We start from the raw sequence: 19,019 nt of genomic DNA, 5'->3' as shown, positions 1-19,019 counted from the left end.
AGGAGCAACTAATGCCAAAAATTTTACTTGTTGAAGATGATCTCGGTTTACAACAGCTAACAAAAGATTACCTTGAACATAATGGCCTTGAAGTCGAAGTGTTAGACCGCGGTGACGAAGTGTTTAATTACCTAGAAAACAATACACCCGATTTAATGATTCTAGACGTTATGCTGCCAGGTAAAGATGGCTTTAGCGTTTGCCGCCAAGTAAGAGATAAATTTACTCTACCAATTTTAATGTTGACTGCTAAAGGTGAAGACTTCGACCAAGTGCTTGGTTTAGAACTTGGTGCTGATGATTATGTAATAAAACCAGCAGAGCCACGTGTATTACTAGCGCGGATCAATGCATTACTACGACGTGGGCAACCAATAGTAAAATCTAGTGAAGAACTGCAGTTTGGTGATTTAGTCATCGATAAAACAAGCCGTATTGTAAAACTAAGTGATTCAGAGATTGTATTAACTTCGCACGAGTTTGAACTACTATGGCTATTAGCGTCAAATGCGGGTGAAGTACTAAGCAGAGAACATGTGCACCAACATATGATTGGCCGTCAATACGACGGACTTGATAGAACTGTGGATGTACGCGTATCACGAATTCGTAAAAAATTAGGCGATAATAGTGATAAGCCGTATCGTATAAAAACCGTATGGGGACAAGGCTATTTATTTGTTTCTGATGCATGGGATCTTTAGAACTATTTAAGGTTAATCGGCTGTAATGGGAAAACTGTTTACCAGCTTATACTTATATATCATTGTTTCATTATTTGTTGTAAGTGGTGTTATTGAGCAGCTGTGGCCCTATGAAGAGTCGCAGCAGCAGGTCTTCTTAGACGATGAGTTTGGGCAATCACTGTGGTTGCTTTCACAAACCCCAAATGGTCTTAAAAAACTAAAGCATAACTTTGAAAGTAAAGTGATTGAACGACGTGATTTAATACTTCCTCAAAAACAACAATCGCAGCTAAATCAAAACCACTACTTATATTTGTATGATAAGCAACAACGCATTGTTTGGTATGTAGATCTCGGTAATGATTCATTACTTCAAGTAGGACCGGTAGGCGTATTAACGCAGCAATCATCTTCTGTTTGGCCGTATTTATTACTACTTATTATTGTAGGTATACCAGTTGGGCTATGGAGCTTTTTACTCTGGCGTGACTTTGCAAAGCTCCGTAAAGCGTGTGAAGCGGTAGAGGGTTTGCAAGACTTTCAACTAAATGACTCTTCTAAGTCTTTCTTTTTACCTATAACTGATACATTAAAGGTAATGCAGCAACGTATTGAGTTTTTACTTAGTGCGCAACAAGAACTTACCTCATCGGTGTCGCATGAGTTTAGAACACCACTAGCACGTTTAAAGTTTGCAATAGTCATGCTACAAGAGCAAATGCTTGACGAAAAAGGCGAAAAATACCTAACAAACATGCAAACAGATATTAGTGAGCTTGAGTCACTAGTTTCTGAAATGCTTGAATACGCGCGATTAGACTCTCAACAACCAAGTTTACAGCCAATAAACTGCGATTTAGCTGGGCTGGTAAAAACCACTGTTGAAAAGCTAAATTTTGAAGCTAGAACAACGCTCTCTATAAACCTCCCTGAGCATTTAAATTACTACTGTGATAGCCACTTTATGGCGCGAGTATTTCAAAATTTAATTGGCAACGCGCTCAAATACACTCATCAACAAGTCAAAATTTCATTGCTACAAGAGGCAACTCACATCGTATTGATTGTTGAAGATGATGGTGAAGGGATTGACCCCGTTGAGCGAGAAAACGTATTTAAGCCTTTTACTCGATTAGATAAAAGTAGAGGCAAGGACACTGGTGGCTTTGGTTTAGGGCTTGCTATAGTTGCTAAAATTGTGTCGTGGCACCAAGGAGAGTGTAAAGCAGAAAGCTCAAGCTTAGGTGGTGCTAAATTTATTGTATATTTACCTCTTAAATTTAAGACATAAAAAAAGCGCCTAAGGCGCTTTTTTTGCGGTTAAAAACCAAAATCAACAAGTAGCAATATAATAGACCGCAAGTATTTAAAAAAGTTCTCAATTATTTTTTATTTTTTTCAAGTAATGGCATTAACATTTGCTCAAGGCCATTTAGTTTAACCTCATACATCATCGCTAGTTGGCTACCAAGTTTCGAGTTAGGAAATCCCTGCTGTTTGAACCACACCAAATAAGGTTCTGGTAGTAGTAATAAAGGGCGCCCAGCATATTTCCCAAAAGGCATTGTTGTATTTACAGCTATTTTTAATTGTTTTGGATCCATAACAGTTACTTAGGTTTTAAAGTCTGCGTAAGTGTAAGGGATTTTAGAAATATAAAATAGGCTGTGACGGGCAAGAAACAGCCTATTTTGCGAGGGAGTAGGCCCTCTGATTTAATAATTTTTTGTTGATTAATATAAACCTAGTTGAACTTTAATTAGCTGGGATCTAATTAAGTTATTATTAGAACATGGGGTTTTATTTAACCAACATGGATAGTCTACCTGTTTTTTATGGTCGTGGTGAAATGGCTTGTAAAGGAATGTAAATAGAATTGCTTTTCATTTAAAAACTAATAACAAAGCCTTAATTATTTTAAGGCTTTGTTATTTATAGACGTTATAAAAAGTGATTATTCGTTAAATAGCTCTTGTTTAACGTGCTCTGCAAAACCACTACCTGCTTCTAAGTAAAAGTTATAAGTAGAATGAACACCCATTTCTTCTAGCTCTTTTTGTTGATCAGGGTAGTTTGCAATAGCTGTTACTTGGCCTTTATAACCTGAGGCTTGTAGCTGCTCTAGCGCAAAAATATTTTGCATATGCTTTGGCATTGCAAGCATGACCATTTCTACTTGCGAATGATTTACTCGTTGCCAAAAGTCAGGATCTGTTGCATCAGCAATTAATACGTTGCGGCCTCTGTTAACGTGCTTATCTACCACTTCAGGTTTTATATCTATGCCTGCAACAACATTTGGGTGAGTCGCGTTGATTGTTTCATAAGCACCAGTACCAATACGTCCCATACCAAAAATGACTATTTTAGTATCGTTTAGGTTAACAGGTAGCTCTTCAGCTAAACGAGTTTTGCTTTCAAACTTTAATAGCCAGTGCTCTATTTTTACGTATAGCTCGTTTGAGCGCTTATTTAACGGCGAGGCAATTACAAAGGTAATAGAAACAGCAATTGCCATTACGGCCAGCCACTCAGAAGTGATCATGCCTGTGCTAGCTGCTACTGCACATACAATTAACCCAAATTCACTGTAGTTAGATAAACTAAAGGCGGTAAGTAATGATGTACGTGCGCGTAGTTTGAATATATTTGTGAACACGTAATAAAGCGCTATTTTAATAGGTAAAACTAAAACAAGTATAATAGCAACGATTAATGAGCTAGTGGTTAGCTCTGCGCTCAAGCCAATACTTAAGAAAAAACCGACTAATAATATGTCTTTTAAATTAAGCAGAGATTTTGATAGTTCTCCTGCTTTTTTATGTGGTGCAAACATCATCCCAATTATGAGTGCGCCTAGGTCGCCTTTTAATCCTGCAAATTCAAATGCATGATAACCAGCAACTAAAGCAAAGAAAAAACCAAATAATGGTAATAGTTCACCATGTTTAGAGCGATTTAATACGCCATACATGACAGGTCGTAATAAAGGCAGAGCAATTATTAATGCAATTGCCCATACATTTGGAATTTTACCTGTACTAATCGCTAAAAAGATAACAGCAAAGATATCTTGCATGACTAGTATACCAATGGCTATTTTACCGTGAAGGCTTGCCATTTCTCCGCGTTCTTCAAGCACTTTTACTGCAAATACAGTACTTGAAAAACTAAGCGCAAACCCAACTAATAAAGCACTTTGCCAACTTAAATCAATAAACAGTGGAATAGCGAAAACACCCAGCAATAACATAAAGCCACTAAAAAGCGCGCTGCTAAAAATAATATGCAATGTTGCAGGCGCCCACACTTGGGGTTTAATTAAACTGTTTACCTTTAGCTTTAAACCAATACTAAAAAGAAGAAGGGTTACGCCAAGTGCTGCTATTGTATCGAGCAACTCTGTACTTTTATAACCCGATAAATTTAAAGCAAAACCTGCTAATAAAAATCCAATAAGAGGAGGCAGCTTTAACTGATAAACAGCAAAGCCACACACAAACGCGGCGGCAAAATAGATTAGTTCCATAATTCTTAATATCACTTCATTTGGGGTTGCAGTGTAACGAAAAATTTATACCATTGAAAATAAAAATAGACCTAAAAATGAACGCGTCTAATCAAATACTTGCCTAGCTGTGTATAAAAAATGCGCATCAAACATATATTTAATCGTAAATAGCATGTAAATAACATTTTTTCACTGACATTGGCTTTTAAATATGGTTAAGATGCGATAACGAAGAAGTTTAAGCAAGAGCAAATAATAGAACCGCTCAGCTTAAGGAGAAATATATGTTTAAAAAGATTTTAGCGTCGGTAGGTATTGGTGCTGCAAAAGTAGATACTGTTTTAGAGACTGAACACCTACAACCTGGTCAGCTTTTTAATGCACAAATAGTCATTACCGCAGGTGATGTTAGCCAAGATATTGCAGGCTTAGATTTATTACTTATGACCCGTGTTAAAGTGGCAGGTGATGATGGCGATTATTTTACCAATCATGTGATTGACCAATGGCGAATTACAGATATAGGTACAATTGAGCCTGGCGAAGTTAAAAGTATCCCTTTTGAAGCACGTCTTCATTCTGAAACACCTATTACAGAAATTAATGCAGGTTACAATCAATCTCATGTGTGGCTTGAAACAGGTTTAGATATTGATTTAGCACTTGATCCGAGCGATAAAGACCATTTACATATTTACCCTAATGAAGCTGTTAAAACGTGCATGCAGGCGATGGAAAAGCTAGGTTTTAGCTTAATGAAAGCTGATGTAGAAAAAGGCCATTTGCGCGCTTCAACATTTCAATCGTTATCGGGCTGTTATCAGGAACTTGAATATAAGCCAAATAGCCGTAGTTTATTTGGCATTCAAGAGATCGAGTTGTCATTTGTACCAGAGGCACATAAAACACACGTGCTTATAGAGCTAGACAGGGCCTTTAGAGGCGATGGTTATGTAGATTTAACGATAGAGCATGACCACGTGAATTTATCGCAGTTGTGCGACCAACTAGAGCGCTTATTTGCTTAATATAAACTAACAAGTGAATAATTTTATTAAACCCGGCCTAGGCTGGGTTTATTGTTTATAGGATTTAAAATGCAATTTAAATGTGAGCAGTTTAATGCTTTAGATGCGCATACTCTTTTTACTATTATGCGAGGACGTGTAGACGTATTTGTTGTAGAGCAGGCGTGCCCTTACCCTGAGCTTGATGATGTAGATATTGATTTAAATACACAGCATTTATATACACTAGACAATGGGCGGCTACACACTTATGCCCGATGCTATGAAAAAAATGAGCAATACAGCGCAATAGGGCGCGTGCTGGTAAGTAAAAGTGCGCGTGGCAAAGGCAACGCCACTGTACTTGTAAGTAAAGCTATAGAATGCTGTAAAGAGCGGTGGCCTGAACGAGATATTTATATTGGCGCACAAACCTACTTACTTGATTTTTACCGCTCCTTTGGCTTTGAAGATTACAAAAGTGAATATCTAGAAGACGGTATACCTCATCAAGATATGATTTTAAAACTCACTCAATAAATCCAATTGAAGCAGCTATAAAAAAGCCCACTAATGTGGGCTATTTTATTTAAAACTATTTTAAGGCTAAAGTATCATTTAGCTCAATAGTGAATGTAAAAACACCATGCCAATAGCAAGTGGACATACAAACTTAGTATACCAAGGCCATATTTTCCAAAACAATGTATTGTGAACTTCAGGGTTACCCTCTTGAATTGCTTTTAGTAATGAGCCTCTATACCAAATCCAGCCTACAAATATACAACACATAAGACCAAGTAAAGGCTGAGCTACTTTTGTAGTGAGAGTGATTACTAAGCCAAATAAGCTGCTAAGGTTACACACAATTGTAATACTGACGATAGCGATTAGCGCCCCAATCAACCACGTTGCTTGAACGCGTTTCATCCCAAAGCGCTCTACGGTGTATGATACTGGCGCCTCTAACATTGAAATAGATGATGTTAAAGCGGCAATACTCATTAACGCAAAAAATGAAAAACCCACAAATAAGCCAACTTCGCCCATTCCATCAAATAAAGCGGGGAGTACCTGAAACACTAATGTATCTTCAGAGAGTAGCTTACCCGTTGTGGCCGAGAATATTTCAACGCCTTGAGCTTGTGCTACGTACATAGCCGGAATAATCAGTAAACCTGCAACAAAGGCTATAAATACATCAATAAGGGTCACATAGGCACCTAAAGAAACGAGATTTTCTTTTTTACTAATGTACGAGCCGTAAATAATCATTACGCTAGTGCCAAGCGATAAAGAGAAGAAAGCTTGCCCTAGTGCACTTACTAATAGTTTTGCGTCAAAAATAGATGAAAAGTCAGGAACTAAGTAGGCTTTTAAGCCTTCCATAGCACCATCTTGCGTCATCACATAAGCAATAAGTGCAAATAAAATGCCTAAAAGTGCAGGCATTAAACGCTTAGACCACTTTTCAATACCGTTTTCAACGCCTCTACTTATAATAGCGACAGTTAGTACGATAAAGATCATAGTGAATATAATATTTCGAGTAAGTGATTGCTCGCTTAACCATGTAGATGCTGTGTTGGCACCAACTAAAGTGGCTATGGGTTCAGCTGTGGCGCTGAGCATCCAACCGGCAACAATGGCGTAAAAGCTTAGTATAAAGCCAGCACATAAAATACCGCCAAAACCAACAGCAAAAGCAAAGTGTTTTTGCCATGACTTATTAGATATTTTTTGAAGTGATGACACTGCGTTTGCTTGGCCATGACGTCCAATCATAAGTTCAGCCATTAAAGCGGGGTAAGCTAAAAAGAACGCAAGCACTAAATATGCGACTAAAAATGCAGCACCGCCATTACTTGCTGTTTGTGTAGGGAATCCCCAAATATTGCCCAAACCAACGGCAGAACCCGCGGCGGCCATAATAAAACCAAAGCGAGAGCTAAACTCGCCTCTAACTGCGCTCATATTATTGTACTTCTCTATTGTGTGACGGCGGTGACAATCTACTGGAAATGTAAAAAAATAAAAAGTGCTTATTTGCTGATCTAGCACAAATTAATAAGTAAAGTGTATGTTATAACCATCGATTTTAATTGTTGTTATTAAGTCGTTTAAAATAACGAGTTGATTTTGTTTAATAATTGTTAATTACAGTCTGTAACTATTGCTTTACGGATTATGGTGCTGTGCAATAGTGAGAGTAAAGCACGCCCCCCCTAACTGGGTGCTTTTACTTACTTTAACGCTGCCATGATGCCAATCAGCTACCTTGGTAACAATGGCTAGGCCAAGGCCATAACTCTTATCGGCTCTGTTACGGTGATCTTCCTCTCTAAAAAATGGGCTAAATACATTACTAAAGTTCTCTTGTGCGATACCAGGGCCGTCATCTTCTACCGTTATTATAAGCTGTTGCTCGTGTAACTTTGCACTGAGGTAAATATGTTGGTTTGCAAAATCACATGCGTTAGTTAATAAGTTAGTAATTGCACGAGCCAGCCAGTGAAGATCTGCATTTATTATTTTATCTGTACTATTGAGCTGTACGTTGAGCATTTGCATTTCAAGTTTTGGTGCAAGTTGAACTAAAATATCTTCAAGGTAGGATTTAATATTGGTTGATGAATAGGTTAGTTTATTCGCGTTTTGCTCTAAAGTAGCAAATGCTAAATAGCTACTAAGCATCGATTCCATATGATCTAAATCGTTTTCCATACGGGTTAAATACTGTTTTACTTTTTGCTCATCATGGCTATCTAATGCCGCATCTAAACCAAATCGCAGGCACGCGATAGGGGTGCGGATGTCGTGAGACAAGCTCGAGGCCATTAGTTTGTTTTCGGCGACAAGTTTCTCTATTTGGCTAGCCATGCGGTTAAAAGTAAGCTCTACATCTTTTATATAGGTAAAGTGCGATACCTTTATTCGGGCTTGAACATTACCAGAGGCAAACTTTTTAGCGGCTTCATTTAAGACAGTTAGCCGTTTAGCTAAGGGCGCGATAATAAACCCCATAAATACACATAGGCCTGCGTAAAATAGTAGAGTTAATATAATGTCGTTATGTTGCTCGCTATCAAAAATTTTATCTAAGCGCATTGATAAGTGAAAAGGATTTAAAACGTCGCTACTATAAAGCATATAAAAGCCTTGCTGATCCTCTAAAATCAGCCCACCTGGCGTGTGCATTTGTAATAATAAAGAAGGTGGTAAGGCGAGTGACTCATTTGGCTTGTAGTCAATTAAAACATCAAACTCTCGGGCTAGTTGTTTTACATAATCGCTGCGCTCAGATGTAGGTATGTTAGCTAACTGCTTATTAAAACCCATGATCATTTTACTTTGCTGACTAAATTCATCTTGTGGGGTATGCGCTTGTTGACTAAAAGCATCAATAAGCCAGCCCAATACCACAATAGATAAAAGTGCACTGCCTAGAAGCGATATATAAAACTTTTTCATTTATTTATTCATCGCTCTATTACCACGCGGTAGAAACAAGTAAATATCCACGGCCCCAAATAGTTTTAATTTTTTCGGGGTTTTGTGGATCATCATTAAATTTTTTACGAAGTGCAGAAATAAGTACATCAACACTTCTATCAAGCCCGTCGTACTCTCTACCTTTCGTCGCTTTAAATACGGCATCGCGTGAGACAACTTGACCTGCATTGCTTGCAAGGTAGTGTAATAATAGATATTCGGCGCTTGATATGTTTATATCTTGCTCGTTAAGGGTCACATTTCTAGATTCGGTATTAATACTAAGTGCACCAACTTGAATAATGCTTTGGCTAACCTGTGGCTTATTTGGCTCATTGTTTTGACGCAGTGCTGCTTTTATTCGCGCTAGTAATGCACGCGGACGCACCGGTTTCATTATGTAGTCGCTTGCGCCAACTTCTAAACCAATAACTTCATCCATCTCTTCATCGCGTGCGGTGAGCATTATAATAGGCGAATTATAAAAGCTACGAAGCTCTCTACATACGCTGATACCATCTTGCCCCGGGAGCATAATATCAAGGAGCACAATATTTGGGTTTAACGTTTTGACCTTGCTAACAACTTCGTCACCACGATGACAAACATGCGTTGTATAGCCTTGCTCTGTTAAATATTCAGCAACCCATTGCGCTAGTGATGCATCGTCTTCAACAAGTAAAATAGTGCCGTAGTTATCCATAAAATATCCCTAATGCGATTGGTATTAAAATAGTCGCCAGCGGCGTTTTTTTTGTCTGTTTTGATAAACCCATTGTAGTTTTACTTCTGCTGTACTGATGACTTTGGATGTATTGCTATCAAATAGTTCAAATGAAATGCTTTGCTGTGAGTCAAAAGCATAATTAAAAGTACCACTTTGTTGCTTTAGCCAACATTGCATAATGTACTTTGAAGTTGCATCGCGTAGGCAGTAATTGCCAATGATAGGTTGCTCCCACGTAAGTGTGACATCGGCATAGCAATTACGCCCTTCGCGCAGTGCAACACAAGTGTCGGGTAGTGCTATGAGTGCTTCAGGGGGGTCCTGCGCTTTAACAGTAAAGGTACTGGGAAAGATCAGTAATACCCAGATCCATCTAAAATACATAACGTAGGCCTACCTTGGCTTTATGTTGATATCCTTGGGAAATAATTGGGCTGTCGTCAATTTCTTTTGAAAACCATGTAGTAAGCCAACCGGATAAAAACACCCAATCTTGGCTTATTGGATATTCAGCATGGAACTCAAAGATAATACTAGTACTGGCATTGCTGGTATAAATCGGGCGAAGGCTGGTGGCTTCATCGCTATCAATGCCAAAGTAATAATTGGTAAAGTCAGCAGAGTAGGCGCTTAAACCAACACCAGACCTAAACTCCCAGTTTCGCCATGGCAAAATGTGGCTAAAAAAGCTATTTATAACCCAACCATTATGGGCACCAGATATGTCATGAAGGTATTCAAAGGAGAATTGTGAGTTTTCAAATCGGCGCGAGAGCCTAAGACCAACATCAAAATCGTAATTACGTTTTTTAATACCTTGGAGTTCTTTTATAACACCATGGTTATAAAACCCGAGGCCTTTTTCGTCAAACCCGGCTTGAGTATTTGTGCCAAGTATATCTAAGCCCCAATCAAATTTATCTATAAGGCTGTAACCAATTACAAGACCACCGCTGAGTTGATTGTGATCAAAATCAAGATAAAATTTATCGTAAGAAACAGCAAGACTTAAATCAAGCTCAACGCCCTTATCGTAAGATTCGATACCGATTAGGTAAGAATCTTCAATATAAAAGCCCGCACCTGCACTCCAATCCCAGGCAAAGCCTTGGGTTGGCTCTAACGTATTGTCTGCATAATAGCGATTACTTGCCATACTTGTGGTGCTAAAAATAAAGCAAAAAAGCAATGTTATGCTAACTAAAGTATGGTTAAGCAAAGTGTTTCTCATCCCTATGGGGCCTAATTATTATTTGTTATTAAGCGTAGTATATTGTTAATTCGTTCCTTTAATCTGTAAAAAAATGTAGTAAGTGTTAGGTCTGTTGAACTTTCAAGGTTAAATTTTCAGCATTCTGTTTGGTATATAGGCAAGGCAGAGCCTATGCAGTGTGGCTATTCCCCATAAATGGGCGATAACGTAGCATTAATGCCAAACAGGCGCTGCCCAATGGGTTCTTCCTAGGGGCTATTTACTCTTTTTTGCTCGGTTTTTACTTATTCTTACATGGATGTAAGCCATTAGAATAACGCAGGAGCAGTTATCGAGCCCACTAGGTTACAAACCTCGCGCCGCGATTAAATAGCCCCTAGCTTGAACAAATTTTAACCCGTAAAGATCAACAGACCCTAATTTACTGAACTTTAATTTTATCGATTAATATACTGCTTAAGTAAAACTGCATCATAGGCGTTAATGCGCTTACTTCTGTTCTGTTACATGGACCACTAAGCTTGGCAAGGCTAGATAACTTTGACAACGTTTTGTACTGAGGAATTTGAATGTCTTTTCCAAGTCTTTCCATGCGGGCTTCATCAGTGTTTTGCTGATGGACAAAAGCGACAACCTCAAGCTCATTAGTTATTTTTTGCTCTTCGGTGAAACTATAAACTAGCGGCTCACGATGAAAACTTGCACTATCAATAGAAGATTTAGCAAACCAAACAACATCACCCGATGCTTTGTGTGTGAGGCGCATACTTACTTGTGCGAATATTGCAGCGCATTCCTGAGTTGGGTATTGCTGAGCAATATCTGAATATAATGTAAAAGGGTTCTCAGGTTGCTTTATTGCGTACTTAACATCGTCAGTGAAAGTTAAATCAAGTTGCTGAATAGTTAGTGTGTAGTCGCTGTTATTTTTAGTGGTTACTTTTAGCTGTTTATCGTTAAGTGCTTGGCTAATTTGCGATAAAAGTTTATCGGTTACACTTGCCTTGTCGGTAATAATTTTTACTGTTTGGTTTCTAACTACCTTATGTGCAGGAAGTTGAACGGATTTAACTTTTGGGGATGAGTGTTCTGTGGTGTACTCAAGCTGGTAGGTCTGACTTTTTAATGTTGGCTTTAATGGCATAGCCAGTGGCTCGGCCGGCTGCTTTGTAAGAGTACAACCAGTTGATAATATAACAAAAAGTGACACAACTAAAAAACGCATAAGTACTAAACACTCACTAAAAACCAAATAATTGTCGTATTGTACGTTAGTCCAAACAAAACTTCATGATATTATCTACATAGATGTAGTTAAAAAGATAAAATTTATAAAAATGAAGTATCTCAAATCTTTATTGTATAGCCTACCTGCTTTGTGTTTGTTGTTTAGCTCTGTGAGTTTTGCAGCAAAAGCAGATCCTGATTGGGATGCATTTGTAAAAAAGTACGGCCGTTATGCGCAAAAAAAACTGAAAAATAAAGGTATACCAGGCGCTGCACTTTCGATTGTAAGTACAAACAACTCAGACTACATCCACACCATGGGTGTAACTAAAACCCGAAATGGACAAAAAGTAAATAAGCATACCCGGTTTAGGCTCGCGTCTGTTTCTAAAACATTTGCAGGCTCGTTATCAGCTAAATTAGCCAATGAGGGTTTACTTAAATTAGATAAAGCTGTTAGCGATTACATAACTGAGTTCAAAGGGACTGTTTATCAAGATGATTTAAAGGTATTTCACCTTCTAAGTCATGCAAGTGGGTTAGTGCCTAATGCGTACGATAATTTGATAGAGTCTCGTATGGATTACCCCAGTATTGTTGAAAAATTACTTAGTGTTAAACCTATTTGCAAACCAGGCGAATGTTACGGTTATCAAAATGTTATGTTTAGCCTTATAGGTAATGTGATATTACAAAGCAGTGGTAAAAGTTACGCGCAGTGGTTACGGGAAACTATTTTTGCGCCTTTAAAAATGAGTGATGCCAGCTTAGGTTTTGAATCTATGGTTCAGGATGAAAATTACGCATTACCACACGTGCGCGGTACAAAACGTTGGTATAGCGCTAAGCTTAAAAAAAATTATTATAAAGTGGGACCTGCAGCGGGTGTAAACGCAAGTGCAAATGACATGGCCATTTGGTTAAAAGCCCAGCTAGGGCAATACCCAGATGTTTTGTCATTGGATACTCTAGCAAAGCAAACGCGTCCTTATACACATACAAAAAAAGAAATGCATCGCAGGGTGTGGAAAAAACACCTTAATGAGGCTTATTACGGACTAGGTTGGCGGGTTTATAATTACGCTGATGAAACGCTTTACTATCATAGTGGCTGGGTGCAAGGATATAGAAGCGATGTGGTTGTGTTTCCCCACTTAAATGTTGGTTTTAGTTTAATCGTTAATGCTGAAACCGGCGTAATAAATGAATTAACAACTGAATTTATCGACAGGCTATTAGAATACAAACGAGGTAAAAAAATATGAATAAAATAATATTAGCAATCACTTTTTTAGCCTTGTCATTTAATTGTAGTTTGGCATTTGCCGCCCCTGACGAGGTATATTTGTTTCGTCATAGCGAAAAGTTAACGGGGAAAAACCCAGCGCTCTCAGAAGAGGGGAAGGCACGTGCAAATAATTTAGTTACTTTGTTTAAAGAACATCAAAATATACATCTTTTTAGCAGCAACTATAAACGCACGTTGCAAACAGCCGCACCTTTGCAGGCACATTTTAATACCAAATTAAATGTGTATAACGCAGGTGAGCTAGGTGATTTAAAAAATGAGTTACTCAAACTAAAGGGTGTAGTTGTTGTTATTGGGCACAGTAATACGACGCCGCAACTGGCTGAACTACTCTCCAATGAAAAAGTGCCAGCTATGAGTGAGACACAATTTACTCAGTATTTTATATTGCATAATAAGCCCAGAAGTAATGGCACTGATTATGATGTAACGCACCATACAATGAGCTTTTAAATTAAAAAGTGTTATATAACAAAAAACCAGCATTAAGCTGGTTTTTTAATTTAAACGTACTAAATCCTTTAAATAGGATTAATTAGTTACGTGGTAAATGTATTTTTTTCTCAACACTTTGACGATAAAGCACAATAGTGTGACCTATCGTTTGTAGCTTAGTCGCACCAGTTTCACGTACGATTGCTTCAAAAATAAGTGCTTTTGTTTCACGATCATCAGTTGGAACTTTAACTTTGATTAATTCGTGAATTTCTAATGCACTTTGAATTTCGACTACTACGCCTTCGGTTAAACCGTTAGAACCTAGTAAAACTACAGGCTTGAGGCTATGTGCCTGACCTTTTAAAAACTGCTTTTGTTTGTTTGATAATGTCATGTTTATACAAATTTTGCTGAATATGGCTTGAATTAAGGGTATTCTAACGCCATCTAGAGAATATTACTAATTAGTTGCGTGTTAATTTATGACAAATAAAAAACAGTCAGCCAGTTCACAGCGATGGCTGAAAGAACATTTTGATGATAAATATGTTCAAGAAGCGCAAAAAAAAGGCTGGCGTTCACGAGCGGTTTTTAAATTAGATGAAGTACAAAATAGAGATAAGTTACTTCGCCCTGGTATGACCGTTGTTGATTTAGGAGCAGCTCCAGGAAGCTGGTCACAGTATTTGGCAGAAAAAGTAGGTGACAAAGGTCAAGTAATTGCCTGTGACATATTACCTATGGACTCACTTGCGGGTGTTGACTTTTTACAAGGTGACTTTCGTGAAGAAGCTGTGTTAAATGCGTTGCTAAAACGTATTGATGGTAAAAATGTTGATGTGGTACTCTCTGACATGGCACCAAATATGAGTGGTAATAACTCAGTAGATCAAGCGGGTAGTATGTATTTGGTAGAACTTGCGCTGGATATGTGTAGTCAAGTACTAAAGAAAAATGGCGCATTTATTGTTAAGGTTTTCCAAGGTGAAGGCTTTGATCAATACTTGCAAGATGTACGTAATAGTTTTAAAGCAGTGAAAATACGCAAACCTGATGCCTCACGTGCCCGTTCTCGGGAAGTATATATAGTAGCGACTGGATACAAACTGTAGTACAGTTGCTTGGCGTTTAGTTGAATTTAAATTAATTGGATACAAGAGGTTAACCCCTTGAGCGATATGGCGAAAAATTTAATACTATGGCTGGTGATTGCAGTTGTGCTGATGTCAGTCTTTCAGAGCTTTAATGGTGGCGAGCAAGTTGATCGTCAAACAAGTTACACTCAATTTGTTAAAGATGTCCGCAGTGGCTCTTTACAAGAAGTTATTATCGACCGCGGTACAGGAAATATTACTGGTACTAAAAGCAGTGGTGAGCGTTTTCAAACAACGATGCCAATGTACGATGAAGACTTAATAAATGATTTACTTAAAAATGATGTAAATGTGAAGGGTGTACAACCTGAAGAACAATCATTCTTAGCAAGTATATTTATTTCTTGGTTCCCGATGATACTGCTTATTGGTGTATGGATATTCTTCATGCGTCAAATGCAAGGCGGCGGCGGTAAAGGCGCTATGTCATTTGGTAAGAGTAAAGCTCGTTTAATGAGCGAAGATCAAATTAAAACAACGTTTGCAGATGTTGCTGGTTGTGATGAAGCGAAAGAAGATGTTACCGAATTGGTAGACTTTTTACGTGACCCTTCTAAGTTTCAAAAGCTTGGCGGTAGTATTCCTAAAGGCGTACTAATGGTTGGTCCTCCTGGTACTGGTAAAACGTTACTTGCAAAGGCTGTTGCGGGTGAAGCGAAAGTACCGTTTTTTACAATTTCTGGTTCAGATTTTGTTGAAATGTTTGTCGGTGTTGGTGCGTCACGTGTACGTGATATGTTTGAACAAGCTAAAAAAGCGGCACCTTGTATTATCTTTATAGATGAGATTGATGCGGTTGGTCGTAAACGTGGCGCAGGTATGGGCGGCGGTAACGATGAACGTGAGCAAACACTCAACCAAATGCTAGTAGAAATGGATGGTTTTGGTGGTAACGAAGGTATTATCGTTATTGCGGCAACTAACCGACCAGATGTTCTCGACCCTGCATTACTTCGTCCAGGTCGTTTTGACCGTCAAGTTGAAGTAGGTTTACCTGATATACGTGGTCGTGAGCAAATACTTAAAGTACACATGCGTAAAGTGCCATTAGGCGATAACGTAGAAGCGGCTGTTATTGCACGTGGTACACCTGGTTTTTCTGGCGCTGATTTAGCGAACTTAGTAAACGAAGCTGCACTTTATGCTGCACGTGGTAATAAACGTGTTGTAAGTATGGCTGAATTTGACGCTGCTAAAGATAAAATCATGATGGGCGCAGAGCGCAAAACCATGGTGATGAGCGAGCAAGAAAAAGAAATGACAGCATATCACGAAGCAGGCCACGCAATTGTGGGCCGTATGGTTCCTGAACATGATCCGGTTTACAAAGTATCTATTATTCCACGTGGCCGTGCGCTAGGTGTAACAATGTACTTGCCTGAACAAGACCGTGTTAGTCATTCAAAAGAGCTTTTAGAATCAATGATTTCAAGCCTTTATGGTGGCCGTATTGCTGAAGCGCTTATTTATGGTGCTGATAAAGTAACAACGGGTGCAAGTAACGATATTGAGCGCGCAACTGATATTGCACGTAAAATGGTTACACATTGGGGTTTAAGTGAAAAGCTAGGTCCATTGCTTTACGCTGAAGATCAGAACGAGATGTATATGGGTGGTGGCGGAAGCCGTGCATCTAGTATGTCGGATGATACTGCTAAAGTAATTGATGCTGAAGTACGCTTGTTTTCAGATCGTAACTACCAAAGAGCAGAAGAAATATTAAAAGAAAATATTGATATTCTTCACTCAATGAAAGACGCGTTAATGAAATACGAAACAATCGACGCTAAGCAAATTGATGATTTAATGGCGCGCCAACCAGTGCGTGAGCCGCGCGATGCTCATGACCGTCATGAAGCTAAACCGGTAAAAGAGCAAGAACCTCAAGAACCAGTTGCTGATGAAAGTCAAAAGACTGATGATTCATCGAAAAAAGATGAAACAAACCTTGATGATAAAGCTGAATAATCGTTAAAATAGCTAGTGAAAGCCCCGAATTTCGGGGCTTTTTTGTATCAGCTATTTAGAAAAAGAATAAAGGTTGGCAATGACTAATATATTAAAGCTTCCCAGAGGACGTACGCTCAGTATTGAAAAGCCTGTTATTATGGGAATATTAAATGTAACGCCAGACTCATTTTCTGACGGCGGGCAGTTTTTAGACCCCAAAATAGCGCTAAAGCGCGCAATGCAGTTATTAGATGACGGTGCGACGATTTTAGATATAGGGGGAGAGTCAACCCGTCCAGGCGCGCCAGATGTGAGTTTAAAAGATGAACTTGCTCGCGTGATCCCTGCAATTAAAGCGATACGTGAGTATAGTGATTGCGTTATTTCAATTGATACTAGTAAAGCACCGGTAATGGAACAAGCAATACTCGCAGGGGCAGATATAGTCAATGATGTAAGGGCTTTGCAAGAAGCTGGAGCCTTAGAAACTGTTGCACAATTTAAAGATGTTGCTGTTTGTTTAATGCATATGCAAGGGCAGCCCCGGAGCATGCAATCGGCACCTCATTACGATAATTTGTTTGCAGATATAAATATGTTTTTTAGTGAACGTATTAAAGCATGTGAAACAGCAGGGATTAAGTTTGAGCGACTTATTCTAGACCCTGGTTTTGGATTTGGAAAAACACTTAGCCATAACTATCAAATATTGGCTAAGTTTGATGATTTTAATAAATTAGGATTGCCGTTATTGGCTGGGTTATCTCGTAAGTCGATGATAGGTAATCTATTAAATAGAGAAACAAATGAGCGATTAGCGGGCAGCTTAGCGGGTGCGTTAATCGCGGCGCAAAATGGCGCAAAAATTATTCGTGTACATGACGTTAAAGAAACCGCAGACGTACTTGGTGTATATCAAGCCTGCGAGAAAGGAATTGCATAATGAAAGAAAGAAAATATTTTGGTACTGATGGCGTACGTGGTCTAGTAGGAACGCCACCTATTAACCCTGAGTTTGCAATGAAGTTGGGTTGGGCTGCAGGGCGCGTATTATCTCAAAGTGGTACTAAAAAAGTCATTATAGGTAAAGATACGCGTATTTCTGGCTACATGCTTGAAACTGCACTTGAGGCTGGTTTAATTGCCGCTGGTATTGATGTTGTATTACTGGGTCCAATGCCGACACCTGCAGTTGCGTATTTAGCGCAAACATTTCGTGCAGAGGCAGGTATAGTAATTAGTGCCTCACATAACCCTTATTACGATAACGGTATTAAGTTTTTCAATGGGCAGGGTCTAAAGCTTGACGATGAAGTAGAGCTTCAAATTGAAGCGATGCTTGATGAGCAAATGACATGTGTTGCTTCAGACAAACTAGGTAAAGCTTCGCGTTTAGTTAGTGCAGACGGCCGTTATATAGAGTTTTGTAAGAGCCAGTTCCCCCAAGGGTTATCTTTAGAAGGGCTTAAAATTGTTGTCGATTGCGCAAATGGCGCTACATACCATATAGCTCCTTCTGTCATGCGCGAACTTGGCGCTGAAGTTATAACACATGCATGCGAGCCTAATGGCGTTAATATAAATCATGAATGTGGCGCTACTCATGTAGATACCCTTAAACGCAAAGTGCTTGAATTTAAAGCTGACGTAGGTATTGCATACGATGGGGATGGCGATCGTGTAATGATGGTTGATCATAATGGTCGTGTATTTGATGGTGACGATTTAGTTTATATTATTGCTTGCCAAGCTGCCGAAGATGATATGTTGGGTGGAGGTGTAGTTGGCACTGTAATGTCTAACATGGGTCTTGAGAATGCTTTAAAAGCAAAAGGTATCGAGTTTGCTCGCAGTAAAGTGGGTGACCGCTATGTAATGGAATTACTACAGCAAAAAGGCTGGAAAATTGGCGGTGAAAGCTCAGGCCATGTATTAAATTTAGATTTAATTAGCACGGGTGATGGCATTATATCAAGTTTGCAAGTACTTGCAGCTATGGTTGCACAAAACCGTACACTACAAGATTTGGGTGCTGGTTTTACTAAATATCCAATGAAAATGATTAACGTGCGCTATACCGCTGGAACAGATCCGACAAAAGCGCCAGAGGTACTTTCAGCTGTAGCAGAAGTTGAGCTTGCTTTAGGCGACAAAGGCCGAGTTTTACTGCGCAAATCAGGCACAGAACCTGTTGTTCGTGTTATGGTTGAAGCCGAGCAAGAAAAAATTGTAATAGACAGCGCTCAAAAAATTGCAGCTGTTGTAGAATCTATGAGCAAACAGACTGATTAATAACAATAACCTC

At 38.9% G+C, this 19,019-nt stretch carries 19 protein-coding genes; 10 read left to right on the top strand and 9 right to left on the bottom strand.

All coding sequences use genetic code 11. The annotated features are described in order from the left end of the window. Positions 1-11: 11 nt before the first annotated feature. Together H5122_RS16140 and H5122_RS16135 are read left to right on the top strand one after the other, a co-directional pair. A complete protein-coding gene (locus H5122_RS16140; protein ID WP_004335729.1) occupies positions 12-704 on the top strand; it encodes a response regulator in 693 nt (230 codons plus the stop codon). A gap of 25 nt (positions 705-729) precedes the next feature. Continuing rightward, entirely contained in the window at positions 730-1,977 is a 1,248-nt protein-coding gene (locus H5122_RS16135; RefSeq protein WP_004335732.1) for an ATP-binding protein, read from the top strand. Between the two features lie 91 nt (positions 1,978-2,068). On the opposite strand, the gene H5122_RS16130 is transcribed toward H5122_RS16135, so the two are convergent. Both H5122_RS16130 and H5122_RS16125 read right to left on the bottom strand, forming a co-directional pair. After that, a complete protein-coding gene (locus H5122_RS16130) occupies positions 2,069-2,290 on the bottom strand; it encodes a DUF3820 family protein (RefSeq protein ID WP_024594942.1) in 222 nt (73 codons plus the stop codon). A 350-nt stretch (positions 2,291-2,640) separates the two neighbouring features. Next, positions 2,641-4,215 (bottom strand): cation:proton antiporter family protein, encoded by a 1,575-nt coding sequence (locus tag H5122_RS16125; protein ID WP_004335737.1) that lies wholly within the window; start codon positions 4,213-4,215, stop codon positions 2,641-2,643. Between the two features lie 266 nt (positions 4,216-4,481). On the opposite strand from H5122_RS16125, the gene H5122_RS16120 reads away from it, so the two are divergent. Next, positions 4,482-5,225 carry a sporulation protein gene (locus H5122_RS16120; protein ID WP_004335740.1) on the top strand — a complete coding sequence of 248 codons (744 nt, stop codon included), beginning with the start codon at positions 4,482-4,484 and terminating at the stop codon, positions 5,223-5,225. Between the two features lie 69 nt (positions 5,226-5,294). After that, on the top strand, positions 5,295-5,744 hold the full coding sequence (locus H5122_RS16115) for a GNAT family N-acetyltransferase (RefSeq protein ID WP_182682683.1): 450 nt from the start codon (positions 5,295-5,297) through the stop codon (positions 5,742-5,744). Between the two features lie 78 nt (positions 5,745-5,822). Here the strand turns inward: H5122_RS16115 and H5122_RS16110 are convergent, their stop codons facing one another. From H5122_RS16110 to H5122_RS16085, 6 genes are all read right to left on the bottom strand, one after another. Further along, a complete protein-coding gene (locus H5122_RS16110) occupies positions 5,823-7,178 on the bottom strand; it encodes a sodium-dependent transporter (protein WP_182672328.1) in 1,356 nt (451 codons plus the stop codon). Between the two features lie 204 nt (positions 7,179-7,382). Beyond that, positions 7,383-8,675, bottom strand: a complete 1,293-nt coding sequence (locus H5122_RS16105; protein ID WP_182682682.1) for a HAMP domain-containing sensor histidine kinase — start codon at positions 8,673-8,675, stop codon at positions 7,383-7,385. Between the two features lie 19 nt (positions 8,676-8,694). Then, entirely contained in the window at positions 8,695-9,399 is a 705-nt protein-coding gene (locus tag H5122_RS16100) for a response regulator transcription factor (protein WP_004335749.1), read from the bottom strand. A gap of 24 nt (positions 9,400-9,423) precedes the next feature. Next, on the bottom strand, positions 9,424-9,807 hold the full coding sequence (locus tag H5122_RS16095; RefSeq protein WP_024597091.1) for a DUF3019 domain-containing protein: 384 nt from the start codon (positions 9,805-9,807) through the stop codon (positions 9,424-9,426). Next, on the bottom strand, positions 9,797-10,579 hold the full coding sequence (locus H5122_RS16090; protein ID WP_004335751.1) for a MipA/OmpV family protein: 783 nt from the start codon (positions 10,577-10,579) through the stop codon (positions 9,797-9,799). The genes H5122_RS16095 and H5122_RS16090 overlap by 11 nt, the downstream gene beginning before the upstream one ends. A gap of 478 nt (positions 10,580-11,057) precedes the next feature. Continuing rightward, positions 11,058-11,861, bottom strand: a complete 804-nt coding sequence (locus tag H5122_RS16085) for a hypothetical protein (protein ID WP_002963149.1) — start codon at positions 11,859-11,861, stop codon at positions 11,058-11,060. A 112-nt stretch (positions 11,862-11,973) separates the two neighbouring features. Between H5122_RS16085 and H5122_RS16080 the strand changes: the two genes are divergently transcribed. Both H5122_RS16080 and H5122_RS16075 read left to right on the top strand, forming a co-directional pair. Continuing rightward, positions 11,974-13,128: a serine hydrolase gene (locus H5122_RS16080; RefSeq protein ID WP_024597089.1), complete on the top strand. Its 1,155-nt coding sequence runs from the start codon at positions 11,974-11,976 to the stop codon at positions 13,126-13,128. Beyond that, on the top strand, positions 13,125-13,625 hold the full coding sequence (locus H5122_RS16075; RefSeq protein ID WP_002963152.1) for a histidine phosphatase family protein: 501 nt from the start codon (positions 13,125-13,127) through the stop codon (positions 13,623-13,625). The genes H5122_RS16080 and H5122_RS16075 overlap by 4 nt, the downstream gene beginning before the upstream one ends. An 82-nt stretch (positions 13,626-13,707) precedes the next feature. Here H5122_RS16075 and yhbY read toward each other — a convergent pair whose 3' ends face one another. After that, positions 13,708-14,004, bottom strand: a complete 297-nt coding sequence (gene yhbY, locus H5122_RS16070; protein ID WP_002963153.1) for a ribosome assembly RNA-binding protein YhbY — start codon at positions 14,002-14,004, stop codon at positions 13,708-13,710. 88 nt (positions 14,005-14,092) lie between these two features. Between yhbY and rlmE the strand changes: the two genes are divergently transcribed. From rlmE to glmM, 4 genes are all read left to right on the top strand, one after another. Beyond that, positions 14,093-14,722 carry a 23S rRNA (uridine(2552)-2'-O)-methyltransferase RlmE gene (gene rlmE / locus H5122_RS16065; RefSeq protein WP_002963155.1) on the top strand — a complete coding sequence of 210 codons (630 nt, stop codon included), beginning with the start codon at positions 14,093-14,095 and terminating at the stop codon, positions 14,720-14,722. A 66-nt stretch (positions 14,723-14,788) separates the two neighbouring features. After that, positions 14,789-16,732: an ATP-dependent zinc metalloprotease FtsH gene (ftsH, locus tag H5122_RS16060; RefSeq protein WP_259395785.1), complete on the top strand. Its 1,944-nt coding sequence runs from the start codon at positions 14,789-14,791 to the stop codon at positions 16,730-16,732. Positions 16,733-16,811: 79 nt separating this feature from the next. Continuing rightward, on the top strand, positions 16,812-17,657 hold the full coding sequence (folP, locus tag H5122_RS16055; RefSeq protein WP_182675058.1) for a dihydropteroate synthase: 846 nt from the start codon (positions 16,812-16,814) through the stop codon (positions 17,655-17,657). Beyond that, positions 17,657-19,006, top strand: coding sequence for a phosphoglucosamine mutase (gene glmM / locus H5122_RS16050; RefSeq protein ID WP_002962765.1), 1,350 nt, complete (start codon positions 17,657-17,659; stop codon positions 19,004-19,006). Before folP ends, glmM begins: the two co-directional genes overlap by 1 nt. Positions 19,007-19,019 lie beyond the last annotated feature (13 nt).

Origin of the sequence: Pseudoalteromonas sp. SG43-8 (genome assembly GCF_014164245.1) — a bacterium.
Taxonomy (GTDB): domain Bacteria; phylum Pseudomonadota; class Gammaproteobacteria; order Enterobacterales; family Alteromonadaceae; genus Pseudoalteromonas; species Pseudoalteromonas distincta.
The sequence above is the reverse complement of the archived record's forward strand: the minus strand, read 5'-3'. Positions and strand labels throughout refer to the sequence as shown.

Excerpts from the sequence above, each read along its gene's own strand:
- H5122_RS16140 (WP_004335729.1), top strand. The coding sequence starts at position 12 with ATGCCAAAAATTTTACTTGTTGAAGATGATCTCGGTTTACAACAGCTA.
- H5122_RS16135 (WP_004335732.1), top strand. The coding sequence starts at position 730 with ATGGGAAAACTGTTTACCAGCTTATACTTATATATCATTGTTTCATTA.
- H5122_RS16130 (WP_024594942.1), bottom strand. The coding sequence starts at position 2,290 with ATGGATCCAAAACAATTAAAAATAGCTGTAAATACAACAATGCCTTTT.
- H5122_RS16125 (WP_004335737.1), bottom strand. The coding sequence starts at position 4,215 with ATGGAACTAATCTATTTTGCCGCCGCGTTTGTGTGTGGCTTTGCTGTT.
- H5122_RS16120 (WP_004335740.1), top strand. The coding sequence starts at position 4,482 with ATGTTTAAAAAGATTTTAGCGTCGGTAGGTATTGGTGCTGCAAAAGTA.
- H5122_RS16115 (WP_182682683.1), top strand. The coding sequence starts at position 5,295 with ATGCAATTTAAATGTGAGCAGTTTAATGCTTTAGATGCGCATACTCTT.
- H5122_RS16110 (WP_182672328.1), bottom strand. The coding sequence starts at position 7,178 with ATGAGCGCAGTTAGAGGCGAGTTTAGCTCTCGCTTTGGTTTTATTATG.
- H5122_RS16105 (WP_182682682.1), bottom strand. The coding sequence starts at position 8,675 with ATGAAAAAGTTTTATATATCGCTTCTAGGCAGTGCACTTTTATCTATT.
- H5122_RS16100 (WP_004335749.1), bottom strand. The coding sequence starts at position 9,399 with ATGGATAACTACGGCACTATTTTACTTGTTGAAGACGATGCATCACTA.
- H5122_RS16095 (WP_024597091.1), bottom strand. The coding sequence starts at position 9,807 with ATGTATTTTAGATGGATCTGGGTATTACTGATCTTTCCCAGTACCTTT.
- H5122_RS16090 (WP_004335751.1), bottom strand. The coding sequence starts at position 10,579 with ATGGCAAGTAATCGCTATTATGCAGACAATACGTTAGAGCCAACCCAA.
- H5122_RS16085 (WP_002963149.1), bottom strand. The coding sequence starts at position 11,861 with ATGCGTTTTTTAGTTGTGTCACTTTTTGTTATATTATCAACTGGTTGT.
- H5122_RS16080 (WP_024597089.1), top strand. The coding sequence starts at position 11,974 with ATGAAGTATCTCAAATCTTTATTGTATAGCCTACCTGCTTTGTGTTTG.
- H5122_RS16075 (WP_002963152.1), top strand. The coding sequence starts at position 13,125 with ATGAATAAAATAATATTAGCAATCACTTTTTTAGCCTTGTCATTTAAT.
- yhbY (WP_002963153.1), bottom strand. The coding sequence starts at position 14,004 with ATGACATTATCAAACAAACAAAAGCAGTTTTTAAAAGGTCAGGCACAT.
- rlmE (WP_002963155.1), top strand. The coding sequence starts at position 14,093 with ATGACAAATAAAAAACAGTCAGCCAGTTCACAGCGATGGCTGAAAGAA.
- ftsH (WP_259395785.1), top strand. The coding sequence starts at position 14,789 with ATGGCGAAAAATTTAATACTATGGCTGGTGATTGCAGTTGTGCTGATG.
- folP (WP_182675058.1), top strand. The coding sequence starts at position 16,812 with ATGACTAATATATTAAAGCTTCCCAGAGGACGTACGCTCAGTATTGAA.
- glmM (WP_002962765.1), top strand. The coding sequence starts at position 17,657 with ATGAAAGAAAGAAAATATTTTGGTACTGATGGCGTACGTGGTCTAGTA.